The organism is Psychrobacillus sp. FJAT-21963, from assembly GCF_001420585.1.
In the GTDB taxonomy this organism is placed as follows: Bacteria; Bacillota; Bacilli; order Bacillales_A; family Planococcaceae; genus Psychrobacillus.
The window spans coordinates 27,295-53,206 of record NZ_LJIY01000002.1 but is presented as its reverse complement, the minus strand read 5'-3'; the positions used below and the strand labels follow the sequence as shown (position 1 = coordinate 53,206).

The following is a 25,912-nucleotide window of genomic DNA, read 5'->3' as shown; positions in this document are numbered from 1 at the left end:
ATTCAGACCGAATTGCGATAGTCGAGGTAATAAGTTCTCCAACGACTGCTAGCATTATTCAACGGTCTGTAAAATTACATATACATGCCGCCATTAACATGTAACGTTTGACCAGTAATATAATTCGCATCATCCGATGCTAAAAATGCAACGGCTTTTGCAATATCTTCCGTATTTCCAAACTTAGCAAGCGGAATCTGACTTAACATTTGAGCCTTCACTTCTTCTGGAAGAGCCTCAGTCATATCGGTTGTAATAAAACCAGGAGCGACAGCGTTCACTGTAATATTACGACTAGCTAGCTCTAGTGCAGTAGTTTTGGTTAAACCTATTACACCTGCCTTAGCTGCAACATAGTTTGCTTGACCAGGATTTCCAGAAACCCCAACAATGGAAGTAATATTAATAATACGCCCTTTTCTTTGTTTCATCATCTGGCGTGTAACTGCTTTTGTGGAAAGAAAGACACCCTTTAAGTTTGTATTAAGAACATCATCCCATTCTTGTTCCTTCATACGCATTAGAAGATTATCTCTCGTAATTCCTGCATTATTTATTAAAATATCGATAGAACCAAAATTCTCTAAAGTAGCACTAATTAAATTTTGTACATCTTCGGATTGATCTACATTCGCCTGAATAGCAAAAGCTTCCCCACCAAATGATTTTATTTCCTCTACTACTTCTTCCGCTTTTTCTTTACTGCCACTATAGTTAACAGCTACTTTTGCACCTTCTTTTGCAAGATAAAGAGCAATATCTTTTCCAATTCCACGTGAAGCACCAGTTACAATTGCTGATTTGCCATCTAATTTACCCATTATTAACCTCTCCTAATTCTGTAATAACTTGCTGCAAAGATGCTTCGTCATAAACGCAATATGTTGTTACAGAGCGATCGATTTTTTTCACTAAACCACTAAGTACTTTTCCAGGCCCACATTCGATAAATACATTTACACCAAGCTCCAACATTTTCTCCACTGATTCTTCCCAACGAACTGGAGAATATAATTGCTCAACTAGTAAGTTTTTTATACTTGATGCTTCTGTTACAGGAAGCGCTGTGACATTTGAAATTACCGGTGTTTTCGTATCATGTAACGTAACAGCTGAAATTGCGGCATCTAATTTTTGTGCTGCAGGTCGCATTAGTTCTGAATGGAATGGTCCACTTACTACTAGTGGAATCGCTCTTTTCGCCCCAGCTTCTTTCGCTTTTGCTGAAGCTACTTCTACGCCTGCAACCGTTCCAGAAATGACAATTTGACCTGGGCAGTTCAAGTTAGCAACTTGGACTATTTCACCACTTTTAGATACTTCATTTGTTACTTCTGTTAATGCTTCTTTATCTAACCCTAATATAGCTGCCATTGCACCTTCACCTGCCGGAACTGCTTCATTCATGTACAAGCCTCTTTGATGAACTAATAAAACAGCTTCCTCAAAACTGATTACATTTGAGGCAACGAGTGCAGAATATTCCCCTAAGCTATGTCCAGCTGTATAATTAGGAGAAATACCGGCATCCGTTAGTTTTTTAGCAATCATTGTACTAGTTGTAAGTAATGCGGGCTGCGCATGAAAAGTTTTTGTTAATTCTTCAGCAGGTCCTTCTAACATAATATTAGATAGAGAAAAGCCAAGTACTTCATCTGCTAGCTCATAATGCTTTTTACTAGTAGGGTCATTTTCAATAAATTGTTGTCCCATTCCAACAGATTGAGAACCTTGTCCTGGGAATATAAACGCGATTTTAGTCATTTTGGTAATTCCTTTCTTAAAGTACTTTGAATAATTCCACAAACGTCATGTTCTACCATTGTTCTTGCTTGTCTGATGGCATGAAAAATTGCATTTGCATTAGAAGAACCATGCGCTTTGATGACAGGAGCTTTTAAACCAAATAATCCTGCTCCACCATACTCTGAATAGTCTAGTTTCCCTTTTAACTCTTTTAACTGACCTTTCACAAGAAGTGCAGAAATTTTTGTTTTCATAGAAGTATTAAAAGCTTCCTTCAACAAAGTAAAAATCCCAGATGCCGTTCCTTCAATCGTTTTTAATACCATATTACCGGTAAACCCATCCGTTACAACGACATCCGCAACACCAGTTAACAAATCTCTTGATTCCACGTTTCCAACGAAATTGATTGGCGCTTCTTTTAATAAATCGAATGTCGCTTTCGTTAATTCATTTCCTTTTTTGTCTTCAGTCCCTATATTCAAAAGTCCAACTCGTGGATTCTTAATACCTCGAACTTTTTCTGCATACACACTTCCCATTACAGCAAACTGTTCTAAGTGTTCCGGTTTTGCATCTGAGTTTGCTCCCAGGTCAAGCATTACAAACCCTTTTCCATCCAATGTCGGTAAGGTAGGAGCAAGTGCTGGTCGATCCACTTGGTCAATACGACCAACAACAAATAAACCCGCTGCCATCAATGCTCCCGTATTTCCTGCTGAAACACATGCATCGACTTCTCCGTTTTTCACGGACTCTGCCATTTTTACCATCGACGAATTTTTCTTTTTCCGGACAGCTCGTACGGGTTCATCGGTACCTTCAATAATCTCATTTGTATGTATCACTTGTAATCGGTCATGAGCAGTTACTAAAGAAGACAGTTTTTCCTCGTCCCCATATAACTGAATATGCAGATCTTCGAAAGCTTGTAATGCGTCATATACGCCCTTCACTATTTCATGTGGGGCGTTGTCTCCACCCATTGCATCAATTGAAATTTTCATATGTCATCACCTTATTTAAGACTTTGTCACTCTATACATACTGAATTGACCTACAAAAACAGTGTCATTCTCCACTTTACTCGTTACTTCAATAAGCGTTGTGTTTATTTCCATATCGCTAGAAACTACTACAGCCTTTGCAATCACTCTGTCACCTTCTTGAACAGGCTTCACAAATGTGATATTAGATTTTCTAGTAAGCGCTAATTCATCATTTATGACAGCAACAGCCAAAGAATTGGCTTGTGCAAACAAATGATGCCCTCTCGCTATTCCATTTCTTGCAAACACATGGTCTTTTGTAATATCTAATAAAGAAATCGCTTGTTTATCTAAATCAATATCAATTATTTCACCAATTACCTCGTCGATAGGAAGTGATTTCACTTCTTCTTCAAAATTATGTGCTGCTACAGTTTTTATACGCTCTCGCAATTCCGGAATAGATAATTCCATTCGATCAAGTCTTATTGTTTGCACACTTACATTGAATGTAGAAGCTAATTTTTCATCCGTGATAAATGGGTTTTTATCTAATGTATCAAGTAGTAACTTCTGTCTTTCTTTTTTTGAGTATTTCATCCAATCACCACCATTTTAGCACTTGGTACTAATATCAGTATATAAATATTAAAAAAAGAATGCAAGAATTGATTTGCAATCCTTCCAGCATTCTCTTTAGTCAATACGCTCACCATCTAGCGCTTTGGAATTTAATAATATTGTTCTTAGACCTTCCATTTCTTCAGACTGCCAAAAAGCATCTGAATCCAACAATCCTTCTGCATCTACTTTTGCAGTATTAAGTGCACGATAATCATGTACAAGATCTGCTACTTTAAATTCTGGTAACCCACTTTGCTTTCTACCAAAAAAGTCACCTGGACCACGTAATTCTAAATCTTTTTCAGCAAGCGCAAAACCATCATTCGTTTCGGTCATGGATATCATTCGTTCTTTTCCTTCTTCTGATTTTGGATCAGCAAGTAGGATACAATACGATTGGTGTTCTCCTCGTCCCACACGCCCTCTTAGCTGGTGTAGTTGGGCAAGTCCAAATCGTTCCGCATCTAAAATAATCATAAAGGTTGCATTCGGTACATTTACTCCTACTTCAACGACCGTTGTTGAGACAAGAACTTGAACTTTCCCTTCTGAGAAATCCCTCATCACTTGCTCTTTTTCATCAGGATGAAGACGTCCATGCATCAAACCTACTGTATAGCCTGTTCCCAAATCAGTAACCATCATATTGTATACGTCTACAGCATTTTGAACATCTAGTTTTTCTGACTCTTCAATAAGTGGACAAATAATATAAGCCTGTCTTCCTTTAGCCAATTCCTTTTTTAACCGGACTATTAGTTTGTACATTTGATCTTGCTTCATCCAATGAGTCTCAATTTTCTTTCGGCCAGCAGGCATTTCATCTATAACAGATACATCCATTTCTCCAAACGCTGTAATGGCTAAAGTTCGGGGTATCGGAGTTGCCGTCATAAATAATACATCCGGATCTTCCCCTTTTTCCTTCAAGACCCTTCGTTGTTCTACTCCAAATCGATGCTGCTCATCTGTAATAACTAAGCCCAATTTTTTAAATGAGACGTCAGGCTGAATTAATGCATGAGTTCCTATTAACAAATCTATATTACCGGCTTCTAAATTTTCTAATACAACACGACGAGCCTTCGCTTTTGTAGAACCAGTCAGTAAAGCAATTTTGACTCCAATTGGGGTAAGCCATTCATCCAAAGAAGTAGCATGTTGTTCCGCCAATATTTCCGTAGGAGCCATAAGTGCTCCTTGATAACCCGCAGTAATAGCTGCATATAAACATATAGCAGCAACAATTGTTTTTCCTGAGCCTACGTCTCCCTGTAAAAGGCGGTTCATACGATAAGGTTCTTTTAAGTCTCGACAAATTTCGTTTACAACTCTTTTTTGTGCATCAGTTAATTCATACGGTAAAGATTCAATTAATTTTTTCACCAAATCATTATTGAACGCAACGCTGTTACCGATATTTTGTTCCTTACGAGCTTTCTTTATAGCTTGCATTTTTAACTGAAAAATTAATAATTCTTCATAGACAAAACGTCTTCTTGCATCTTTTGAATGCTCTGCATTTTGTGGAAAATGTATTCCTTCCAACGCCGTCGAAATATCAGGCAAACGATAGGTTTCTCTAATTGATGCAGGCAAGATGTCTACTAGGTATCCATTTACCTCATCCAATGCTTGTCTCATAAATTTCCGAAAAGTCTTTTGGCTAATCGTACCTTTCAATGAATAGACAGGTTCAAAATCTTGTTGGTCCGTCTTAGGGCCAGCCGAAAAGGTAGAAACATTTATGACTTGTCTTCCCCTGTCCCATTTTCCGGTCACTGTAATGACTGCACCTGGTGTTATCTTCGTTTTTAAATAAGCTTGATTAAAAAAAACTGCTTTAATCAGATGTTGTCCTGCTAATAAACGGACTTGCAATCTCGATTTGTTTTTTCCTAAAAAAAGAAGAGAAGGCTCACTTTCGACCCTTCCTTCCACTGTTACTCGTTCATTATGAGCGGTTTCCGCTAAGTTCTTTAATCGAAAGTCTTCATGACGATAGGGAAAGGTCATAACCAAATCTTCTAATGTGATGATCCCTAATTCTTGCAATGCGTTAGCTGTACCACTTCCCACTCCTTTTAAGGAAGTAACTAACTCATTCTTTTTAGTTTCCACTATTAACTACTGCTCCGCCAAAAATTTTGGATTCTAACCATTTTCCTGTAGGAGTTGCTGCAAGCCCGCCTCGAGCAGTTTCTTTTAATGCAGTTGGCATTGTTTGGCCAATTTTATACATGGCATCTATTACTTCATCGCATGGAATCCGACTTGTTACACCTGCTAATGCCATATCTGCTGCCACTAATGAATTAGAGGCACCCATTGCATTTCGTTTTACACATGGAACTTCTACAAGACCCGCTACAGGATCACACACTAAGCCAAGCATGTTTTTAAGGGTAATTGCAAAAGCTTGAGCGCTTTGTTCAGGGGTTCCTCCCGCCATTTCTACGATTGCTGCTGCTGCCATACCTGCTGCTGATCCAACCTCAGCTTGGCAGCCACCTGCCGCTCCAGAAATAGAAGCGTTGTTGGCAACTACAAAACCAAAAGCACCCGCTGTGAACAAATAACGAATCATTTGCTCTCTTGTAGGATTTAACTTGTTTTTCACTGCAAATAATGTTCCCGGTACAACACCGGCAGAACCAGCAGTCGGAGTCGCACAGATAGTACCCATTGCTGCATTCACTTCATTTGTTGCAACTGCTTTACTAACTGCATCTAGCATTAATTCTCCAGATAAAGTGTTTCCTCTTTGCATATAATTTTGAAGTAGCACCGCATCTCCACCCGTTAAGCCGGACGTTGATCGAACTCCATTCAAGCCTTTTTCTACCGCTTCTTCCATTACAGTCAAATTACGATCCATTTGAGCCATTATTTCTTCTCTTGAACGCTCTGTTATTAAGATTTCTTGTTCGATCATGATTTCTGAAATCAGTTTTTGCTCTTTGTTAGCTAAATCAACTAATTCACGAACATTATGAAATAAAACATCCATTCGTCTTCCTCCTTAGTCCGCTATTCTAGTAACTTGTGTAATATTAGGTAATGTAGATAATTCCGCAAGTATATTGGCATCCACATTCTGATCCACTTCAATTACCATTAACGCCATATTTCCTTTTTCTTTACGAGAAACTTCCATATGACCGATATTAATATCATATTTAGCAAGACAATTTGCCACGCTCGCAATACAACCAGAACGATCTTCATGCACTACTAAAATTGCCGCTAAATTACCTGATAGACGAAGCGGGAAACCATTCAACTCCGTTATTTCTGTCTTTCCGCCACCGATGGAAATACCGACCATCGACATTTCTTGTGTTCCATCACCAATCACAATACGAGCAGTATTCGGATGCTCTGTGTGAGCGGTTTCAGGAATAAACTCATATGTTAGTCCAACCTTTTTTGCATCTTCAAAGGCTGTTTTTATACGCTCATCAAACGTATCGTAATCTAGCAATCCACCAATAATCGCTACGTCTGTTCCATGTCCTTTATAGGTCTCTGCAAATGAACCATATAAATGTATTCTTGCCCATGTAGGCTGCTTTCCAAATAAATCTCTTGCTACTCTTCCTATACGTGCTGCTCCTGCAGTATGGGAAGAAGATGGTCCAATCATAACAGGTCCAATTATGTCAAAAACTGATTTGAACTTCATTGCATAGACCTCCAATAGTATATTTACTACTTATTTTACACTGAATGTACATATTAAACAAAGGTTAGAAGATTAAGAGAATAAAATGGAAAGTAAGTGTCTAAACCACTTGGTTATTTATCTTTAACCTAATTACGCTCGACCTAAATTTTTCAAGCAAATCTATCCAAAAAAAACCACGGGGAAAGTAAACTTCATTCCTCGTGGCATCTTATTTCTATTCAACCGATAAAATATATGGATATAAAGGTTGTTTACCGTTATATAATTCAATTTCAACATCTTCGAATTGCTCTTCAATGAAAGCAGCAAATTTAGTTGCTTCATCTTCCGTAACATCTTCACCGTAAATGATCGTTACGATTTCTGCATTCTCATCGATCAACGTTGTTGCAAGCTTATTTGCTGCCTCTTCTCTAGAAGGATTAGAAAGAATAATCTTCCCTTCTGCCAGAGCCATGAAATCATCTTTTTTAATTTCCACGCCATCAATCGAAGTATCCCGAACTGCGAAAGTAACTTGACCTGTTTTAACATGAGAAAACGCTTCGGTCATATGCTTTTTATTTTCTTCTACAGTAGCTTGTGGATTGAATGCTAAAATAGCTGCCATTCCTTGTGGAAGTGTTTTCGTTGGTACGACAGCTGCTTCAATACCCATCACCTCCGCTGCTTGTTCAGCAGCCATAATAATGTTTTTATTGTTCGGTAAGATGAGGACGCGTTCTGCTCCCACTGCCTCGATGGCTTTTACAATATCCTCGGTTGAAGGATTCATTGTTTGTCCGCCTTCAATTACTGCGGAAGCTCCTAAGCTTTTTAGAAGATCCGAAATACCTTCGCCCATCGCAACTGTTACTACTGCATAAGGATGCATCTCTGCTTTTTTTGCGGGAATTTCTTTCGAGTATCCTTCTCCTACGATATCTGTATGTTGTTGGCGCATGTTTTCGATTTTAATCTTAATCAAATCTCCATATTGTTGGCCATATGTTAGTACTTCCCCTGGTGTTTCTGAGTGGATATGGATTTTAGCAATTTCGTCGTCTGAGATCACTAAAAGTGAATCACCGAAAGCACTTAAATCGTTTCGGAATGAGGTTTCATCAAATGCTTTTTTACCATCCTCAAAACGAACCATGAATTCAGTACAGAATCCAAATTCAATTTCGGACGTATCCATAAATCCTTGAACATTTTTATGGTGTTCAGCACTCACTAAATCATCCATTGACGAATTAACTGTTTTCTCAGGTAATGCTTCACCTTTTAAGCTAGCTAAAAAGCCTTCATATACAAATAACAGCCCTTGTCCGCCACTATCTACTACCCCAACTTCTTTAAGTACTGGAAGTAAATCAGGTGTTCTATTTAACGAAGCTTTTGCCTCTTCTACAACTGCTTCCATTAATAAGCGAATATCGTCTTCTGTTTCGCTCACTTCTACCGCTTTTTTAGCAGAGTCCTTTGCTACAGTCAAAATAGTACCTTCTACCGGCTTCATCACTGCTTTATATGCTGTTTCTACACCATAATTTAAAGCTTCAGCAAATTGTTTAGCATCTAGTGTAGAAGATTGCTCAACTGATTTTCCAAACCCACGGAATAATTGAGAAAGAATAACCCCAGAGTTACCTCTAGCTCCCATTAGTAAACCTTTGGATAATGCTTGAGCTGTTTTACCGATATGCTCTACAGTATGAGCTGCTGTTTCCTTAGCACCAGAAGTCATCGATAAATTCATATTTGTGCCAGTATCTCCATCAGGAACTGGAAAAACATTTAAAGCATCTACGTAGTCTGCGTTTTGAAAAAGGTGGTGAGCACCCATTTTAACCATATCTGCAAACTGTATACCATTAATTGATTTCATTGTTTTCTCTCCCTCATTCACACGCTTGCCACGCGAACTCCTTGTACATATACATTTACGGATTTCACTGACATACCAAGAGATTTATTTAGTGTATATTTCACTTTTGATTGCACTTGATAAGCTATTTCAGAAATTTTTGTTCCGTAACTAACAATAATATACATATCAATATGTAGGTCTTCTTTTTCTTGTCTTACAATAACGCCTTTTGTAAAATTTTCTTTTCTTAATATGTCTGTTAATCCATCTCTAATTTGATGCTTAGATGCCATACCAACTATTCCGTAACACTCTATAGCGGCTCCGCCTGCAATTTGTGCAACTGCATCTTGCGATATATCAATTTGTCCGAATTCATTTTTCAATTCAATTGACATGATGAAACCTCCCAAGTCTTTTTGACTACCCTTTATTGTACTACACCGTTCAGAATTATAAAAGAGAGCGTTTACTTTTTATACTATTTCCTTCTATATTATAGGGTATGATGGATAGATAGGCAAAAAACGTGTAACATTTGATGCATTTTTCATTTTACTCTTTTTATTCAGCACATTGCTCCTGCCCACAACTCGTCGCAGTGGATATTACCATTCGCGGGAAAAATAGGCGCTTGCGCATTTCTTTTTGTCCAGCTCCAGCGCCTTGCCCCTCGGGGTCAAATGTGAAAAAGCTGCTCCTGCGCAAGCTCGTCGCAAACTTCAAACAATTAAACTGTTTGTGGTGGCTGAAGAGCTGCCTCCTCGCTTTTCCCCATTTGCCTGTCGGGAGGCCTACAGGAAGTGGGACATGCAGTCGTTGCGACACGATGTCGCGAACTTAGACTGTATTCCTATACTAGTCGCTTGCGCATTTCAAGATATCCAGTTGCAGCGCTTTGCCCCTCGAGGTCAAATGCGAATCTTCTACGTCCAACAGGGTTGGACATAGAATTTTCACATTTGCTTGTCAGGGCAGAACAAGCGCTTCCACATTAAATATGGTGTAAAGGTTTTTTTCTTGATATGCTTGCACTTCATATTAGTCTGTGGTAAATTATTAAAGTATGTGAAATATCGAACTGAAAAATCTTTCAGCTTCTTTTTTAAAGGAGGAAATATAATGCCAAAAGTATGTACAATCACTGGGCGTAAAGCTCGTTCTGGTAATGCTCGTTCTCACGCAATGAACGCCAACAAGCGTACATGGGGGGCAAACCTTCAAAAGGTCCGCATTCTTGTAGACGGTAAACCTAAACGTGTTTGGGTTTCTGCTAGAGCTTTGAAATCAGGAAAAGTTGAGCGCGTTTAATCGTACTCATAATTAATGCCAGGCCGACAACAGTCGACCTGGCATTTTTTCTTTTGTTTCCCCAGAAGACTTGCGTCCATCATCTGTTACTTCTTGACTTCTTCTTTCTTAAACATGCGAATACAAACTCTTACAAAACTACTTACTGATTTAGGCAATCTAAATGTGTATACCTTCACACACAATTCCTCCCTTTTAGTCGCTGCTTCTTATCATTAAACATATGCCAGCAGTAAAAGAGATAGTACCAATTCGTCCACTTACTTCATTACTAGTAAATTTGGAATTGCCAAATGAAATATTTTCTTTGGTAACTTCATACAGAAAGCCTCTAAGAGATATATTTTCAACTGTTTCACCGTACGAAAAAAAAGAAATATATTTAAAATGTGGGTCGGGTTTAATTTCATGTATTCCAGGTAATAAAAAACGAATAATATTTTGCTTATTACGTATGTAGAAAACAATTTCCGGATAGTTCATTTGAAAGCGTATCATATCATGTAAAACTGCTTCATAATGATCGAGTCTCCCACCAGTTACCGCTGTTAAAATAATGTTATCCGGTTTATATTCTATAGCTCGCAGTATTGCTATGTGTGTATCTGTTTCATCCTTCTCGGCTTGTAAAACTGTCACTTTTTCAACCGTTGATTCTAATAAATGAAATTCTTCTTCTTTTAATGAATCGAAATCACCAATAATTTCATGTGGCGTTATTCCATTTGTTAATAAATGAAGAGCTCCGCGATCAGCACCGATAAAAAAAGTATCTTCTTTGGAAAAAGGAAGTTGTTTAAAATCAACAACTTCCTCTACTGGACCTCCTGAGCAAACGATGACCGTTTTCATTTTACTGCTACACTTAAACCGGCTTCTTTTATTGCTTGTAAAGCCTTCCCTTTATCCTCTGCATTATAGATGGCAGAACCAGCTACAAATATCGTAGCTCCTGCCTCTACACAAGGAATAATCGTTTCTTCATTTATTCCTCCATCAATCTCGATTTCGATCGCTAAATTTCTTTCTTTCACGATATCTGCCAATTGTTTTACCTTTGGCACAACTGAATGAATAAATTTTTGACCTCCAAAGCCTGGGTTTACTGTCATAAATAAGACCATGTCTATATCCTCTAAAACATGTTGAATCGATTCAATTGGAGTATGTGGATTTAACACGACTCCCGGTTTTACGCCAAAAGAACGAATCAATTGAATCGTACGATGTAAGTGTGGACTTGCTTCTACATGAACCGTAATATAATCCGCACCTGCTTTTGCAAATGACTCAATATATTGATCGGCATTTTCAATCATTAAATGTACATCTAAAGGGAGCTTCGTTAAAGGTCGTAATGCTTCCACTACAATTGGTCCCATCGTAATATTCGGAACAAAATGACCATCCATTACATCTATATGAATAAGCTCAGCACCTGCTTTTTCTACTTCTAACACTTCTTCTCCCAGCTTTGCAAAATTAGCTGCTAGTATTGATGGGGCAATTTTAACCATAATTTAGTACCTCGGCTTTCTTTCCACTATTTCATTAAAAAATTGTAGATAATGTTTATATCGATAATCTTTTATGCTTCCTGATTCTACTGCATTTTTTACTGCACATTTTGGTTCATTTACATGCATACATGCTCTAAACTTACACTCATCCTGAATTTCTACGAACTCTGGAAAACATCTTGATAGTTCTTCTTTTTCCATTAATTCAAACTCAAAAGAGCTAAAACCAGGGGTATCAGCGAGTAAGCCACCACATACCTCTATAAGTTCCACATGTCGTGTCGTATGCTTTCCGCGTCCTAAAGCATCCGAAATTACACCAGTCTTTAAGTTAAGTGTAGGTAATATCGTATTTAAAAGCGTAGATTTACCTACACCGGATTGGCCGGCAAGCACCGTAGTCTTTCCTTCTAATAGAGGAGTAATTTTGTCGTCAAATTGCGGGTCATCTTTAAACGTCATTAAAACCTTATAGCCAATTTGTTCATATTCTTTTATATATTGTTCGATTGTTTTCTCCATCTTTTCATCTAGTAAATCACTTTTTGTTAAACAAATAATTGGTTCGATGTGAAATGACTCCAATACTACTAAAAAGCGATCTAATAAGATTGTATTAAAGTCTGGCTCCTTCACAGAAAAAACTAAAATTGCCTGATCAATATTGGCGATAGGAGGACGAACGAGACTGTTTTTTCGTTCGTGAATGACCGTAATTGTTCCGTCATTATCCCCTTCCACCTTATAGTCAACAATATCTCCTACTAACGGAGATTCTCCTCTATTGCGAAATACGCCTCTTCCTCGACAAGTTATCATTTCTCCATTGTCATAAACATAGTAAAATCCACTTAATGCTTTTCTTATTTGACCTGTCGGCATCCGTAACCTCCCTATTTTACATCCTTATAATCAATCGTTTCTTGTGCAAATATTGTGTTACCTACTTCTATCCGATATGCAGCTTTTTGTCCTTCACTTATTTCTAGCTTAATATGTTTTTCTACTGTTTGAGTTAATACGAACTCTTCAATAGGTACGGCCATTGTACGTGTTTTATCTTGCACATAGATTCTTACAACTTGTTCTTCTTGGGTAGGTTGCTCTTCATCTTCTTCTCCCTCAACTCCACCCTCCTCTTCTTCCGTGTTTGGAGGCTCGTAAGGGATCGTCACCGTTTTTACTACCAATTTTGTAGAAGCAGGTTTTGGTCCATCTGAGACCACAACCTCTATCGTACTTCCTGGTGCCACTTTTTTGTTCGCTTGAGGTTCTTGACTAATCACATTACCTTTTTGAATGGTATCGGAATACTTGGAACCTGCTATTTTTATTTTAAAACCAGAAGTTCTTTCATAATCCTTTAAAGCTTTTTCATTCCAATCTTTTAAGTCGCTTACTGAACGTAAATCTAGTCCCTTACTAACTGTAAACACTAAATCTGTTTCAGATGGGATAATTTCAGTACCTGGTGGCGGATCTTGTCCGATAATTTCACCTATTGGCTTTTCTGAAAATTGTTCTTCGGGTTCAATGGAACGTAATTCTGAATTTGAAAGTAATTCTTTTACCTCATCAATATTTCTCCCTCTATAATCGGCAATTTCAGAAGATTCTTTTCCCGATGATACGAACAAATCTATTTTTGTTTCTTTTTCGCGAAGTTTTCCTGCCTCCGGTGAGGTTCGAATAACATTTCCTTCTTCCACCTCATCTGAAAACTCTAGTATTTCTTCACCTACCACGAAACCTTCCGCTTCTATTTGTTCAATAGCAGCTTGTACATCTAAATTTGCCACATCAGGCACTTCTACTTTATCTGGTTTAAATAGTCCAGGGAAGAGAATGACAAATAGTAATGCTAGTAGTAGAACACCTGCTATAACCCCAGTTACAATTTTCCACTTTTTTATCTTTTTCTTTGGAATGGTCTTATCCAACTTAGTTGGTGCAACAGGTATTTTTTTTGTTTCTGAAACCTCTTCAAAAGGAATCGGCTCTTTAATAACAGGTAAAACCTTCGTTGCGTCGTTGTCGACAGCTATTACAAATTTAGCTTCATCTGCTCGTTCTGGTGACAAGGCAGTTGCTAAATCTTCTTCCATTTCCTCCGCAGATTGGTATCGATTATTTGGGTCTTTAGCAGTTGCTTTTAGGACCACATTCTCCAAGCTTTGTGGGATGGAAGGAATAATCGAACGAATGGACGGAGTTTCAGTTTGCAAATGCTTTAATGCAATGGAAACTGCTGACTCACCTGAAAAAGGAAGTTGTCCAGTTAGAAGCTCAAATAAGACAATCCCCAAAGCATAAATATCTGAACGATTCGTAGCAGTTCCACCACGAGCTTGCTCAGGAGACAAATAATGGACTGTCCCAAGCACTGAATTTGTTTGGGTATAGGAAGTTGCACTCAAAGCCATCGCTATACCAAAGTCCGTTATTTTCACTTTACCTTCTTCATCCAATAAGATATTTTGCGGTTTAATATCCCGATGAATAATATGGTTGTTATGCGCATTAGCAATGGCAGATGTTAGCTGTCTCATAATCGTTACTGTTCTTACCGGAGAAACTGGTGCATTACGTTGTATGTATTGTTTTAATGTTTCACCTCTAACATACTCCATCACGATATAGTGAATATCTTCATCTTCACCGACATCGTATATATTCACTATATTTGGGTGTGTGAGGCTGGTTGCAGATAATGCTTCACGTTGAAAACGACGACGTAATTCCTCTTCGTTAGAAAAATCGTAACGAAGTACTTTTATGGCAACGTCACGATCCAATATCATGTCATGCGCTAAGTAAACGTGGGACATACCTCCGCCACCTATCATTTCTAGCAACTTATATCTGCCACTAATTCTTTTTCCTATTAACATCCTCACACCTCCTCACTATTATTAGATAGTATTATTAAAGAAATATTATCTTCTCCACCTGCGCGATTTGCTTCTTCTACAAGCTCTGCACCTTTTTCGGCTAAAGACGTATTTGAGTATAGAATGGAATGAATGAACGGTTCACTTAGTTTATTGCTTAGTCCATCTGTACAGAAGAGAAGATAAGAATTCGGTTGAAACTCTACTTCATGAAAATCTGGTTGAATTGTTTGTTCTGTTCCAACTGCTTTCATAAGAACATTTTTCTTCGGGTGCGTTTTAGCTTGTTCCTCACTTATTTCACCTGAGTCGATCAATACATTTACATAAGAATGATCTCTCGTAATTCTCCCAATACCGTTCGGTAAAAGTTCATATACGCGGCTATCTCCTACATGAGCAATAATTCCTTTATTCTGTTCAAATAATCCAGCAATGAGCGTAGTACCCATTCCCTCACAACCTTTATTGACGGTTGAATGTTTTACGATTGCCTGATTAATCGACTGAAACGTATATGTCAACCAGTCTTTAGCCTTTACAATGGAAGGGTTATATGCCGCAAAGTATCTTTTGAACTCGGATATAGCTATTTCACTTGCGACATCACCAGCATTGTGACCACCCATACCGTCCGCTACTACGGCTAAAATGCGCCCATCGGAGCGAACAAAAACGTCCGCTCGATCTTCATTTACTGTCCTTCTCATTCCAACATCCGTTTTAACAACAAACTCCATTTACTCCTTCACCTCTTTAAAATGAAATGAAAATTATCTTTGCCATTTATCGGCATAGTGGGCGTCTTAAGCTTACTTTACAGATAAGAAAGTATAAACATCTCTAAATTGTAACTTTCCAGAATCCAGCACCTTTGCTCTCCAGGTCAAATGAGAAATTACGGTCCTTGGCAATCTCGTCGCGAACTAAAACAATAAAACCATTTGAGATGGCAGAAGACCTGCCTCCTATGCCCGCTCGAGGCGGGACATGACTGCTTTGCCACAGAAAGTGGCGTACATTGAAGAACTTCCAATTCCCTCATTTCCTTGTTGGGTCAGATAGAGGTGCTTCCGCTTTTCTTAAATACGGATACAAAAAAGCCGTCACTTCTTAAATCTTGTGGGAATAATTGAAGCATTCCGTCTTGCTGGTTGTCTTTGATGTTTTTAATAACGTCTGGAAAAGCTTGTAGTTGCATATCTGGGTGTGCCTCTAAAAACAATTTGGCGGTTCCTTCATTTTCTTCTCGATCTACTGTACAAGTACTATAAACTAATAAACCATCTTTCTTCAAAAGTTTATAAGCTTCTTCTAACAAGTTCAGTTGAATCGGTTTTAACGATGCAAAATCTTTTTCATTTTTAGTGTACTTAATATCTGGTTTACGCTTCATCACACCTAAACCACTGCATGGTGCATCTACTAAGATTCGGTCAAAAGACTGTTCAGGGTATTCCTCTGATGCTTTTCGCCCATCCTTTACTACCGTTTCGATAAAGCTAAAGCCCAATCTGTCAGCATTTTCTTTTACTAGCTTTAGTTTATGCTGATGGATATCCATTGCTATGAGCTTTCCGGTATTTTTCATCTTTTCAGCAATATGCGTTGTTTTCCCGCCTGGTGCGGAACACATATCTAAAACGGTCATACCTGGTTCAACTTGAAGTGCATACGCTGGAATCATGGAACTCTCGTCTTGAATTGTTACAAATCCCTTTTGAAAAGCAGTAGTTTTTGCAGCTTGAGCATTATACAAATAAATACACTCTGGGATAACTTCGCTTTGTGCAACAACATATCCTTCTTGTGTCATTAAATGAAGAACTTGATCCACTGTGCGCTTAAACAAATTTACTCGAAGCGTTGTCACAGGAGGCTCATTATTTTCCCTCAACATATTAGCAGTTGTTTCAAAACCATATTCAGAAATAAAACGCTTTACCATCCAGAGAGGGTGACTTGTTTCTACAGATAGTCGTTCTACTTCATCTTTTATTTCTTCAGTAGATCGAACGCCTTCTCTTAAAATAGAACGAAGAATACCATTTACTACACCTGCTATACCTTTATGACCTCTTTTTTTCGCAATATTCACTGCCTCATTTACAGCCGCATGGTCTGGAATACGAGAAAGATATTGAATTTGATATAGAGAGAGGCGAAGTAACTGTAAGACCCAGTCTTCCAACTTTCCTTTGATGAACGGTTGTAAATAATAATCCAGCGTCATTTTGTATTGAATTGTTCCATACGTTAACTCTGTCAATAACGCACGGTCCTTATCTTCAATATTATATTTTTCGATTGTTTGATGTAATAATAAATTACTGTATGCCTGTTGCTTCTCAACTGCCATTAATATCGTGAGTGCCGCATCTCGAACATTACCAACCCAAATTTTTTCTTGTTTTTTTGTCATTCAAATTTATCCCCTATTCGCAATTTCGAACCTACGCCACGCAAATAATCTACTACGGACATTTTCTTTTTTCCAGCTGGCTGTAATTCATCTATTCGAATTGCTTCTTCAAAGCCTGTTTGAACAACAAAATAATCCGATTCCACTTTCACAACAGTTCCTGGTAGTTCCTTCGTTTTCACTTGCATAATGTCTGCTTTCCAAATTTTTACCGATTGTCCTTCAAGTGTTGTGTACGCAACTGGCCAAGGGTGCAGACCACGAATTTGATTGTGTATTTCTTGTGCTGATTTGTTCCAGTCAATTCGTTCTTGCTCACGCGAAATATTTTTTGCATATGTCACAAGAGACTCATCTTGTTTCACTCGATTATTTGTTTTCGAAATGATAGATGGTAACGTTTCTTTTAATAAATCAGTACCTACTACACTTAATTTATCAAACAGAAGTCCAGTATCATCTGTATGGCTTATTGTGACTTCACGTTGTGCAATAATATCTCCAGCATCTAGCTTTTCTTCCATATACATAATTGTTACACCTGTTTTGTCCTGCCCATCTATAATCGCTTGATGAATAGGCGCTCCACCACGATATGCAGGTAACAAGGAAGCATGAACATTAATACAGCCAAGTTCAGGAGCATCTAGCAACTCCTTTGGTAGTAATTGACCAAATGCAGCAGTGATAATAATATCTGCATGCAATGCTATAATTTCCTGTAATTCTTCCGACCCTTTCAGTTTCGTAGGCTGGATGACAGGAAGTCCTAGCTTAACCGCTTCTTCTTTTACAGGGGGAGCAGTTAACACTTTTTTTCTTCCGACTGGACGATCTGGCTGGGTGACAACAGCTAACACATCATAGCCTTCCTCTACAAGCATGCGTAAAATGGGAGCCGAGAATGTAGGGGTCCCCATGAAAATGATTGATGTCATAGTTGTTCCTCCTCTAGCTCTTTCTCTACTTCTTCCAAATCCACATAACGAATGATTTTGGATGTAAATAAAACGCCATGTAGATGATCAATTTCATGCAAGATGGCTCTTGCTTCATAATCCTCTGCTTCTAATTCGTATAATGCACCGTCTCGGTCTTGCGCTTCTACCTTTACATAAAATGGACGTTCCACTTCCCCATATATATCTGGAAAACTTAAGCAACCTTCCACTTCAATCTCGGAACCGCCAATTTCGACTACTTCTGGATTTATCATTTCAATGACTTCTTGCCCTTCGCCAAGGTCCACAATTGCAACTTGAATTGTTTCCCCTACTTGAGGAGCAGCTATTCCGATACCATCTGAAGCGATCATCGTGTCGTACATATCATCTAAAAGTGTTGCTAGCTTCTGATCAAATACAGTAACCTCTTTACATTTTGCTGTAAGAATTTCATTTGGATGTGTAACAATTTCTCTTATTGCCATTTCTTTTTTCCTCTTTTCAAACCGCCTATAAAATTGTGGAAGGATCTAGATCAATCGATAAGATAATACCTTTTTTCATCCACTCTGTACGATATATTTTTATTAATTGCTGTAGTTTTTCAATTAAAATTGGTTCTTTTTTGTATTTTATCAAACATTGGTAACGATATCTATTTTGTATCTTACTGATAGCACATGCTGTTGGCCCAACAACCATTGATTGATCAGATAAATTGGCTCTTAACCAATCCGTTGCAAGCTTCGCATATTCGGATGCAAGCATAACATTCTCATGCGTTATTTGAACTAACGTCAAATAATAAAATGGTGGGTATTCATACTGTTTCCGAACGAGCATTTCTTTATGATAAAAAGGTTCATACAATTGAGCTTTCGAAAGTTCTATTGCGTAGTGCTCCGGAGTGTATGTTTGAATATAAACTTTCCCCTCTTTGTCGTGTCTGCCCGCTCTTCCGCTAACTTGCGTCATCAATTGAAACGTCTTTTCAGCAGCTCGAAAATCAGCTAAATGCAAAGTAGTATCAGCATTTAGAACGCCTACCAATGTAATGTTTGGAAAGTCTAAACCTTTTGCAATCATTTGCGTTCCCAGCAAGATGTCTGCCTCACCATCACCAAATTGCTTTAAAATACGTTCATGGGAACCTTTTGTTCTAGTAGTGTCTACATCCATTCGTAGCACTCTTGCAAAAGGAACCAATCTCGCAATTTCTTCTTCTACTTTTTGTGTACCAGTACCAAAAAAGCGAATATGTTCACTTGCACATTCGGGACAAATTGTTGGAACTGGTTCCTCATGTCCACAATAATGGCATTTAAGCTGCTCTCCCGCACGGTGATAGGTCAAGGAAATATCACAATTCTTACACTCCACGACTGTTCCGCAGTCACGACATAATACAAAGGAAGAAAAACCTCTTTTATTTAAAAACAATACGATTTGTTCTTTTTTATCGAGTTTTTCCCTAATCGCATCTGCAAGCTCAACACTGAACATAGAGCGATTACCATTTTTCAACTCCAATCGCATATCCACAACATTCACGGTAGGTAAAGCTTGTTCTTTTGCGCGTGCTTTCAACGTTAACAACGAATATACACCCTTTGAAGCGCGAGCATATGACTCAAGTGATGGAGTAGCGCTCCCTAGTATGACAGGGCAATGATGAAACTCGCTACGCCAAATTGCCACGTCTCTCGCATGATATCTTGGGTTGTCTTCTTGTTTATATGTAGATTCATGCTCTTCGTCTAAAATTATGACACCGAGATCTTTAAAGGGAGCAAATATGGCAGATCTTGCACCAACGACAACCTTCACTTCTCCCCGCCAGATTTTACGCCATTCATCATACTTTTCACCGATCGATAAGCCACTATGCATAACAGCTACCTCATCACCAAAACGAAGTTTAAATCGACGAGTCATTTGAGGAGTCAATGAAATTTCTGGCACAAGCATAATCGCTTGTTTTCCTTTTAAAATGGAGTTTTCGATTGCATTTAAGTAGATTTCAGTCTTCCCGCTTCCAGTAATCCCATGCAAAAGGAACGTCGTGTTTTCCTTATGATTTTGTGCATGGTTAATCTTTTCAAGTGCAACAGCTTGTTCCTCTGTAAGCTGGAAACGTTGGTCCGTGTCATGATGTTCTAATGTGGTAATCTCTCGATAAACCTCTTCTTTTTCTAATTCTAAAATACTTTTTTCAATGAGCGCTTTCACTACATTATTATTTGCGTTAACCGTTTCTTTTAGTTCTTCCATTGTAAAAGAATCTTGTACTTGGATTAATAACCATTCCATTAATTCTTTTTGTTTGACGGCATTTTTTGCTAGGGTATTTATTTGATTTTGAATGTATTCTTTAGTAGCTATGACCTTATATTTTGTAATCGTCTTTGCTTTCGCGTGCTGTTTTATGACTGTTTCCAGTTGAACGCTACCTTGTGTTAAATACTTTTTCATTTGATGTAAATAACCAGCTTTTTCAATTACCTCGTAAGAAATAATGTCCTTTTTTCCAAACAGGGCTAAAAAGGGTTCTTCCACTGCATTCGAATTTATCAGCTTAATATTTTTCTTATATGTAGCTCGTAAAGCCGCAGGAAGCATAACTTGAAGTGCATCTATTTCATAGCAAAGTGTTTTATTGGTCATCCATTTAGATAACTGTAACAGTTCTTCCGTGACAACTGGCTCTACATCAATAATAGATTGAACCTCTTTTAGCTTGGAAGTATCGATATCTGTTTGTTCTTTAATGTTGGTAATAAAACCTTGTACTTTTCGATTTCCAAAAGGAACATGAACCCGGCTCCCTCTTTCAACGAGATCCTTCAATTCCTCAGGAACAATATAATCAAAAGGTCGGTCAATTGGGTAAGCAGAAACATCAACAATAACTTCTACTATCATTTAGGCTCATCTTTTTCGAGTTTGATAATGGTTTGAAGCAATTGATGAGCGAGTTCCTGTTTATTTAAATGAGGGAAATGCATTTCCATATCATGTTTACCTACTAAAATGACCGAATTCGTATCCGTTCCAAAACCTGAACCTGCCTCTGTCACATCATTCGCGATGATATAGTCTGCATTTTTCTTTTCCAACTTACCTTTTGCATAATGAAGTACATCATTCGTTTCTGCAGCAAACCCGATTAACAATTGGTTTGTCTTTCTACTGCCAAGCTCCGCAAGTATATCCGTTGTTCGTTCTAATACAATGGTAGACTCACCAGGTTGTTTTTTCATTTTTTGATTATGTACTTCTTTCGGTTTGTAATCCGCTACAGCAGCTGTTTTGATAACGATAGAAGCTGTATCAAACTCTTTTAGAACGGCATCAAGCATTTCTTTCGCACTTTCCACCGGGATAAGCGTTACATTGTTTGGAGCATCTATACTTACTGGTCCAGATATCAATATAGTTTCTGCTCCTAATTTAGCAGCTGCTTCTGCCATTGCGTAGCCCATCTTGCCGCTGGAAAAATTCGTTAAGAAGCGGACAGGATCAATTCTTTCTCTCGTAGGTCCGGCAGTCACTACAACCTTTTTCCCTTTTAACGGTAACTCTTTTGGAACAAAATATTCTTCTACTAGTTGAACGATTTTCTCAGGCTCCTCTAAACGCCCTTTTCCAACGTAACCACATGCTAAAAAACCTTCAGAAGGTTCGATAAATGAATATCCGTCTTTTGAAAGTTGATCGATGTTTCGTATAACCGCAGCATTTTCATACATATGCACATTCATTGCTGGTGCTATCCATACGTCAGCAGTAGTAGCAAGTAAAGTGGTAGTTACCATATCGTCTGCTATTCCGTTTGCTAGTTTCCCAATAACATTTGCAGTAGCCGGCGCGACAATAACTAAATCCGCCCAATCAGCTAAATTGATATGCGCAATAACACTAGAATCTTTTTCATCAAATGTATCAAAATATACATCATTTCGAGACATTGCTTGAAAACTTAAGGGTTGTACAAATTCCATCGCTGATTTTGTCATAATGACCCGCACGTCCGCTCCAGCCTGTGAAAGTTTACTTACGAGCGCAACCGCTTTATAAACAGCAATACCACCTGTCACACAAACAACAATTTTTTTTGAAGTTAACATACGCTTTTTCCCCCGATCTAAAGCTTAAACCGAATACGTTCCTTTAACTAAACAACCTCCCAAAGAAATTTATTCTTTGGGAGGTGTTTGCTTCTTCATCAATTTCGCATTGGCGTATTTCCGCCCAGATTTTGCATCCAGCCTGCTGAATAAATTTCTTTAAAAATCCAAGGCAACCGCTTTATCCTACAGCCGTTCAACCGACCTATAATGAAGTAGATATTTTATACTTCGTCCTCGTAAATTACGTTTTCACTTGATGATTCGATTGTAAGTTCACCTTTAGCTACTTCCTCTAAAGCTTTCCCAACTTGTTTATGAGAAATATATGAAGTTAAACGTTCGCCGCCTTCTTCTTGTAACTGTCGAGCTCTTTTAGAAGCTACACTCACTAACGAATATTTTGAGTCTATTTTGTTTTTTAATGAATCTACTGATGGATATAACATTTATAATTCCCCTTCCAACATGGCTAAATATCTTTTTTCAACACGTTCACGTCGACAATGCTCAGCAGCAACAATAGCATTTATTTTAGCGCATGCTTTTGTCACTTCGTCATTTTCAACGACATAATCATATAAATGCATCATTTCTAGTTCTTGTCTTGCAGCTTGAATTCTAGAATTAATCACATCTTCTGTTTCCGTTCCTCTACCGATTAGTCTTTGCTCTAATTCAGATAAACTAGGAGGGGCAAGGAATATAAATAGTGCTTCTGGCGCTTTTTCACGCACAAGTGCGGCACCCTGAACTTCTATTTCTAAAAATACATCTCGTCCAGAGTCAAGCGTTTCATTGACATAATCAATAGGAGTACCATAGTAATTTCCTACATAACAAGCGTACTCTAATAATTTTCCTTGTTCAATTAACTGTTCAAATTCTTCATTCTTTTTAAAAAAATAATCTACTCCATCTACTTCTCCTTCTCTTGGAAGTCTTGTAGTCATCGAAATAGAATACTCATAATTTGTACCAGGCTCTGAAAATAATTCTTTTCTCACTGTCCCTTTTCCGACTCCGGATGGTCCCGATAAGACGATTAATATCCCTTTTTCTCTTCGCATAACGTCTCCTTCAAATACATTCATATACCGTATACTTCTTCAAATTACATACTTAACTGATTATAACACAAGTTTCTCAGAAAATGATAAGATATATAGAAAAGCATAAGCGCCTATGTTTGCCCCGACAGGCAAATGGTTATAAGGCAGGTCTGCAAAGTACGCCACTTCCTGTGGCAAAGCAGACATGACCCGCTTCGTGCGTGCCCAGGAGGCAGATCTCCAGCCACCACAAACAGTTTTATTATTTGTAGTTTGCGAAGAGCTTGCGCAGGAGCAGCTTTTCCCATTTGACCCCGAGGGACAACGTCCTTCTGCGACGAGCTGTTCGCAGGAGCAAGGCGCTGGAGCTAGACAGTATAGAAAAGCACAGGCGCTGATTTATGGCGACAAAGCTTGATCGAAAATAACGTTTTGAAAGAGGACATATTATGGCTTTTGATGGTTTATTTACAATTTCAATGAAAACTGAATTACAACAATTAATAACTGGGCGTATTTCTAAAATACATCAACCGAATGCACAAGAAATTTTAATGCAAATTCGCGCGCAAGGGAAAAACTATAAATTATTATTTTCAGTTCATCCTTCTTATTCACGAGTGCAAATTACGCATGAAACAATTGATAACCCTGCACAACCTCCACTTTTTTGCATGGTGTTACGTAAGCATTTAGAAGGCGGAATTATCACTTCCATTAGACAACATGAAACAGACCGTATTCTCATTTTCGAAATTCAAAGTAAAAACGAAATTGGAGATGATATTACACGAGAAGTCCACATGGAGATAATGGGTCGTCATAGTAACTTACTTTTAGTTGACCCTACTCGAAATCTTATTTTGGAAAGCATTAAGCATTTATCACCTTCCATGAATAGTTATCGAACAATTTTACCTGGTCAACCTTATATTGCACCTCCCGCTCAAAATAAGCTCCATCCCTTAGAGTATTCTAAAGAACTCTTAGATGTGATTCATTCAGTTAACGAATCAAAAGAAATTGTAGATCAAATTTCTGGTTTCTCACCATTACATGCAAAAGAATTACTGTATCGATTTAATAACGGGACAGATCGGACAGAAGTTTATAAAGCATATATGAGAGAATTTGAGCAAGGTGGATCTGCAAAACAAATAGTTGAATACAACGGAAAATCGTTTTATTCTCCAAATAATTTATCTCATTTAGATGGAGATAAATTTAATGAAGAAACTCTAGGAAATTTACTAGATAGAGTTTATTTCGCAAAAGCAGAACGCGACCGTGTGAAACAACAGGCTGGAGATTTAGAAAGATGGCTTCAAAACGAATTAAATAAATTAAAACTGAAAATGAAAAAACTCCAAAAAGACTTTGAACAAGCCGAAAAACTAGATACTTTCCAATTGTATGGGGAGCTATTAATGGCAAATGCTTATGCAATTGAAAAAGGCTTAAAAGAAGTAGAGCTAGTCAACTACTACGATGAAAATGGTAAAACAGTCACTATCCCATTAGATAACCGAAAAACAGCTACGCAAAATGCACAAAGCTATTATAATCGCTACACTAAAGCGAAAACGGCATTACTGAAAATCGAACAACAATTTGAAATAACAAAAGAAGATATTGCGTACTTTGAATTACTTCTTCAACAGGTAATGCAGGCGTCTCCAACCGACATCGAGGAAATCCGAGAAGAACTAATGGAGCAAGGGTTATTAAAAGCACGTGCATCGAAAAAGAAGAAAAAACCAATGAAACCAACACCTGAAAAATTCATTGCCTCTGATGGCACAGAAATTTCTGTTGGTAAAAATAATAAACAAAATGATTTTGTTACCTTTAAGCTGGCGAAAAAAACAGACACATGGCTTCATACCAAGGATATCCCAGGATCCCATGTAGTTATACATTCAGATAATCCATCTGAAACAGCTCTTTTAGAAGCAGCGAATCTTGCAGCATATTTCAGTAAAGCTCGCGAATCATCTTCAGTGCCAGTAGATTATACGGTGATTAAGCAAGTGAAGAAGCCTAGCGGTGCTAAACCAGGATTTGTCATTTATTTTGAGCAGACTACTTTGTTTGTTACACCGGATGAAGAAAAGGTTAGACATATGAAGAAATAGAATAACTTAGTATTGAGTGGTTTAAGGGTTGATTTGGATTGCACATTTACTACACCTTTAACGAAAGAATGATAAAAACGGTTGGAAGATGACTGCGTCACTTCCAACCGTTTTTTTCTCTTCGGTAATCCTGTGAGAAATGTGTATCCGTCGCAATCCTACAACCACAATGAACATAGTAATTTAGTTCTTTATGGGAATGAAAGAAGAGATTCTTATCTATTCATAAAGAAAGCAGCCGAAGATACAATTTCGGCTGCTTTTTTGACTTTTTATAGTTTATGAAAACCCCTTTGAATATCCTGTGCAATATTTATGTCGTTCATCCTATAATTTTTAATACATTGACCAACATTAATTGCAATTAACACCCATAATTGATGTTTGAGTGTTAGTCTTCTATCAACCAATTAAAATTGAGTAGATTAGAAATCCGGATGAAAACTGTACAAGCACAAACACTAGAACTAGAACTCTATTATCAACCTAATTATTTTTTAGCTAAAGGTCTTTCAGAAGGATAAACTCAATACTTATTTTGATATTCTGACGGATGGCTTTACTAAAGGTTAAACATATTATTTTAGATTTTTATATTTTATTAGTTCTAA

At 37.8% G+C, this 25,912-nt stretch carries 25 protein-coding genes; 3 read left to right on the top strand and 22 right to left on the bottom strand.

All coding sequences use genetic code 11. From position 1 onward, the window contains the following. Window positions 1–74: 74 nt before the first annotated feature. The 9 genes from fabG to AN959_RS06100 form a co-directional block, all read right to left on the bottom strand. Complete coding sequence (gene fabG, locus AN959_RS06140) at window positions 75–821, bottom strand: 3-oxoacyl-[acyl-carrier-protein] reductase (RefSeq protein WP_053590008.1); 747 nt, start codon at window positions 819–821, stop codon at window positions 75–77. Beyond that, the gene (gene fabD / locus AN959_RS06135; RefSeq protein WP_056829243.1) at window positions 814–1,764 is read right to left on the bottom strand and encodes an ACP S-malonyltransferase; all 951 of its coding nucleotides are present in this window, start codon (window positions 1,762–1,764) and stop codon (window positions 814–816) included. The genes fabG and fabD overlap by 8 nt, the downstream gene beginning before the upstream one ends. After that, window positions 1,761–2,753, bottom strand: coding sequence for a phosphate acyltransferase PlsX (plsX, locus tag AN959_RS06130; protein WP_056829241.1), 993 nt, complete (start codon window positions 2,751–2,753; stop codon window positions 1,761–1,763). Before plsX ends, fabD begins: the two co-directional genes overlap by 4 nt. A gap of 15 nt (window positions 2,754–2,768) precedes the next feature. Beyond that, entirely contained in the window at window positions 2,769–3,335 is a 567-nt protein-coding gene (fapR, locus tag AN959_RS06125) for a transcription factor FapR (RefSeq protein ID WP_053590011.1), read from the bottom strand. A gap of 96 nt (window positions 3,336–3,431) precedes the next feature. Next, entirely contained in the window at window positions 3,432–5,480 is a 2,049-nt protein-coding gene (recG, locus tag AN959_RS06120; RefSeq protein WP_056829239.1) for an ATP-dependent DNA helicase RecG, read from the bottom strand. After that, complete coding sequence (gene sdaAA / locus AN959_RS06115; protein ID WP_053590013.1) at window positions 5,470–6,369, bottom strand: L-serine ammonia-lyase, iron-sulfur-dependent, subunit alpha; 900 nt, start codon at window positions 6,367–6,369, stop codon at window positions 5,470–5,472. Before sdaAA ends, recG begins: the two co-directional genes overlap by 11 nt. A gap of 12 nt (window positions 6,370–6,381) precedes the next feature. Next, entirely contained in the window at window positions 6,382–7,044 is a 663-nt protein-coding gene (gene sdaAB, locus AN959_RS06110) for an L-serine ammonia-lyase, iron-sulfur-dependent subunit beta (protein WP_053590014.1), read from the bottom strand. A 217-nt stretch (window positions 7,045–7,261) separates the two neighbouring features. Then, the gene (locus tag AN959_RS06105) at window positions 7,262–8,917 is read right to left on the bottom strand and encodes a DAK2 domain-containing protein (protein ID WP_056830267.1); all 1,656 of its coding nucleotides are present in this window, start codon (window positions 8,915–8,917) and stop codon (window positions 7,262–7,264) included. 17 nt (window positions 8,918–8,934) lie between these two features. After that, complete coding sequence (locus tag AN959_RS06100) at window positions 8,935–9,297, bottom strand: Asp23/Gls24 family envelope stress response protein (protein WP_053590015.1); 363 nt, start codon at window positions 9,295–9,297, stop codon at window positions 8,935–8,937. A 724-nt stretch (window positions 9,298–10,021) separates the two neighbouring features. Between AN959_RS06100 and rpmB the strand changes: the two genes are divergently transcribed. Further along, entirely contained in the window at window positions 10,022–10,210 is a 189-nt protein-coding gene (rpmB, locus tag AN959_RS06095; RefSeq protein ID WP_056829237.1) for a 50S ribosomal protein L28, read from the top strand. An 86-nt stretch (window positions 10,211–10,296) separates the two neighbouring features. Here rpmB and spoVM read toward each other — a convergent pair whose 3' ends face one another. The 13 genes from spoVM to gmk all read right to left on the bottom strand — a co-directional run bounded on the left by spoVM (window position 10,297) and on the right by gmk (window position 23,184). Continuing rightward, a complete protein-coding gene (gene spoVM / locus AN959_RS20970) occupies window positions 10,297–10,389 on the bottom strand; it encodes a stage V sporulation protein SpoVM (RefSeq protein ID WP_156316786.1) in 93 nt (30 codons plus the stop codon). Window positions 10,390–10,405: 16 nt separating this feature from the next. Beyond that, a complete protein-coding gene (locus tag AN959_RS06090) occupies window positions 10,406–11,062 on the bottom strand; it encodes a thiamine diphosphokinase (RefSeq protein ID WP_056829235.1) in 657 nt (218 codons plus the stop codon). Further along, complete coding sequence (gene rpe / locus AN959_RS06085; RefSeq protein ID WP_056829233.1) at window positions 11,059–11,727, bottom strand: ribulose-phosphate 3-epimerase; 669 nt, start codon at window positions 11,725–11,727, stop codon at window positions 11,059–11,061. Before rpe ends, AN959_RS06090 begins: the two co-directional genes overlap by 4 nt. A gap of 3 nt (window positions 11,728–11,730) precedes the next feature. Further along, window positions 11,731–12,612, bottom strand: a complete 882-nt coding sequence (gene rsgA, locus AN959_RS06080) for a ribosome small subunit-dependent GTPase A (RefSeq protein ID WP_056829230.1) — start codon at window positions 12,610–12,612, stop codon at window positions 11,731–11,733. Window positions 12,613–12,623: 11 nt separating this feature from the next. Then, window positions 12,624–14,621 (bottom strand): Stk1 family PASTA domain-containing Ser/Thr kinase, encoded by a 1,998-nt coding sequence (gene pknB, locus AN959_RS06075; protein WP_056829229.1) that lies wholly within the window; start codon window positions 14,619–14,621, stop codon window positions 12,624–12,626. Between the two features lie 2 nt (window positions 14,622–14,623). Then, entirely contained in the window at window positions 14,624–15,361 is a 738-nt protein-coding gene (locus AN959_RS06070; protein ID WP_056829226.1) for a Stp1/IreP family PP2C-type Ser/Thr phosphatase, read from the bottom strand. 317 nt (window positions 15,362–15,678) lie between these two features. Beyond that, window positions 15,679–17,043: a 16S rRNA (cytosine(967)-C(5))-methyltransferase RsmB gene (rsmB, locus tag AN959_RS06065; RefSeq protein ID WP_056829224.1), complete on the bottom strand. Its 1,365-nt coding sequence runs from the start codon at window positions 17,041–17,043 to the stop codon at window positions 15,679–15,681. Further along, complete coding sequence (gene fmt / locus AN959_RS06060; RefSeq protein ID WP_056829222.1) at window positions 17,040–17,981, bottom strand: methionyl-tRNA formyltransferase; 942 nt, start codon at window positions 17,979–17,981, stop codon at window positions 17,040–17,042. The genes rsmB and fmt overlap by 4 nt, the downstream gene beginning before the upstream one ends. After that, window positions 17,978–18,472, bottom strand: coding sequence for a peptide deformylase (gene def / locus AN959_RS06055; RefSeq protein ID WP_056829220.1), 495 nt, complete (start codon window positions 18,470–18,472; stop codon window positions 17,978–17,980). The genes fmt and def overlap by 4 nt, the downstream gene beginning before the upstream one ends. Before the next feature lie 25 nt (window positions 18,473–18,497). Then, a complete protein-coding gene (gene priA, locus AN959_RS06050; protein ID WP_056829218.1) occupies window positions 18,498–20,909 on the bottom strand; it encodes a primosomal protein N' in 2,412 nt (803 codons plus the stop codon). Further along, window positions 20,906–22,114: a bifunctional phosphopantothenoylcysteine decarboxylase/phosphopantothenate--cysteine ligase CoaBC gene (gene coaBC, locus AN959_RS06045; protein ID WP_056829216.1), complete on the bottom strand. Its 1,209-nt coding sequence runs from the start codon at window positions 22,112–22,114 to the stop codon at window positions 20,906–20,908. Before coaBC ends, priA begins: the two co-directional genes overlap by 4 nt. A 224-nt stretch (window positions 22,115–22,338) precedes the next feature. Next, window positions 22,339–22,563: a DNA-directed RNA polymerase subunit omega gene (gene rpoZ, locus AN959_RS06040; protein WP_053590027.1), complete on the bottom strand. Its 225-nt coding sequence runs from the start codon at window positions 22,561–22,563 to the stop codon at window positions 22,339–22,341. Beyond that, window positions 22,564–23,184, bottom strand: coding sequence for a guanylate kinase (gene gmk / locus AN959_RS06035; protein WP_053592156.1), 621 nt, complete (start codon window positions 23,182–23,184; stop codon window positions 22,564–22,566). A gap of 199 nt (window positions 23,185–23,383) precedes the next feature. Here gmk and AN959_RS06030 point away from each other — a divergent pair, with 199 nt between their 5' ends. Next, window positions 23,384–23,584, top strand: a complete 201-nt coding sequence (locus tag AN959_RS06030; protein WP_156350737.1) for a hypothetical protein — start codon at window positions 23,384–23,386, stop codon at window positions 23,582–23,584. Window positions 23,585–23,615: 31 nt separating this feature from the next. Beyond that, window positions 23,616–25,301 carry an NFACT family protein gene (locus AN959_RS06025; RefSeq protein WP_056829212.1) on the top strand — a complete coding sequence of 562 codons (1,686 nt, stop codon included), beginning with the start codon at window positions 23,616–23,618 and terminating at the stop codon, window positions 25,299–25,301. Window positions 25,302–25,912: the final 611 nt, after the last annotated feature.

Coding starts and splice junctions, on each gene's coding strand:
- fabG (WP_053590008.1), bottom strand. CDS start 821: ATGGGTAAATTAGATGGCAAATCAGCAATTGTAACTGGTGCTTCACGT.
- fabD (WP_056829243.1), bottom strand. CDS start 1,764: ATGACTAAAATCGCGTTTATATTCCCAGGACAAGGTTCTCAATCTGTT.
- plsX (WP_056829241.1), bottom strand. CDS start 2,753: ATGAAAATTTCAATTGATGCAATGGGTGGAGACAACGCCCCACATGAA.
- fapR (WP_053590011.1), bottom strand. CDS start 3,335: ATGAAATACTCAAAAAAAGAAAGACAGAAGTTACTACTTGATACATTA.
- sdaAA (WP_053590013.1), bottom strand. CDS start 6,369: ATGGATGTTTTATTTCATAATGTTCGTGAATTAGTTGATTTAGCTAAC.
- sdaAB (WP_053590014.1), bottom strand. CDS start 7,044: ATGAAGTTCAAATCAGTTTTTGACATAATTGGACCTGTTATGATTGGA.
- AN959_RS06105 (WP_056830267.1), bottom strand. CDS start 8,917: ATGAAATCAATTAATGGTATACAGTTTGCAGATATGGTTAAAATGGGT.
- AN959_RS06100 (WP_053590015.1), bottom strand. CDS start 9,297: ATGTCAATTGAATTGAAAAATGAATTCGGACAAATTGATATATCGCAA.
- rpmB (WP_056829237.1), top strand. CDS start 10,022: ATGCCAAAAGTATGTACAATCACTGGGCGTAAAGCTCGTTCTGGTAAT.
- AN959_RS06090 (WP_056829235.1), bottom strand. CDS start 11,062: ATGAAAACGGTCATCGTTTGCTCAGGAGGTCCAGTAGAGGAAGTTGTT.
- rpe (WP_056829233.1), bottom strand. CDS start 11,727: ATGGTTAAAATTGCCCCATCAATACTAGCAGCTAATTTTGCAAAGCTG.
- rsgA (WP_056829230.1), bottom strand. CDS start 12,612: ATGCCGACAGGTCAAATAAGAAAAGCATTAAGTGGATTTTACTATGTT.
- pknB (WP_056829229.1), bottom strand. CDS start 14,621: ATGTTAATAGGAAAAAGAATTAGTGGCAGATATAAGTTGCTAGAAATG.
- AN959_RS06070 (WP_056829226.1), bottom strand. CDS start 15,361: ATGGAGTTTGTTGTTAAAACGGATGTTGGAATGAGAAGGACAGTAAAT.
- rsmB (WP_056829224.1), bottom strand. CDS start 17,043: ATGACAAAAAAACAAGAAAAAATTTGGGTTGGTAATGTTCGAGATGCG.
- fmt (WP_056829222.1), bottom strand. CDS start 17,981: ATGACATCAATCATTTTCATGGGGACCCCTACATTCTCGGCTCCCATT.
- def (WP_056829220.1), bottom strand. CDS start 18,472: ATGGCAATAAGAGAAATTGTTACACATCCAAATGAAATTCTTACAGCA.
- priA (WP_056829218.1), bottom strand. CDS start 20,909: ATGATAGTAGAAGTTATTGTTGATGTTTCTGCTTACCCAATTGACCGA.
- coaBC (WP_056829216.1), bottom strand. CDS start 22,114: ATGTTAACTTCAAAAAAAATTGTTGTTTGTGTGACAGGTGGTATTGCT.
- rpoZ (WP_053590027.1), bottom strand. CDS start 22,563: ATGTTATATCCATCAGTAGATTCATTAAAAAACAAAATAGACTCAAAA.
- gmk (WP_053592156.1), bottom strand. CDS start 23,184: ATGCGAAGAGAAAAAGGGATATTAATCGTCTTATCGGGACCATCCGGA.
- AN959_RS06025 (WP_056829212.1), top strand. CDS start 23,616: ATGGCTTTTGATGGTTTATTTACAATTTCAATGAAAACTGAATTACAA.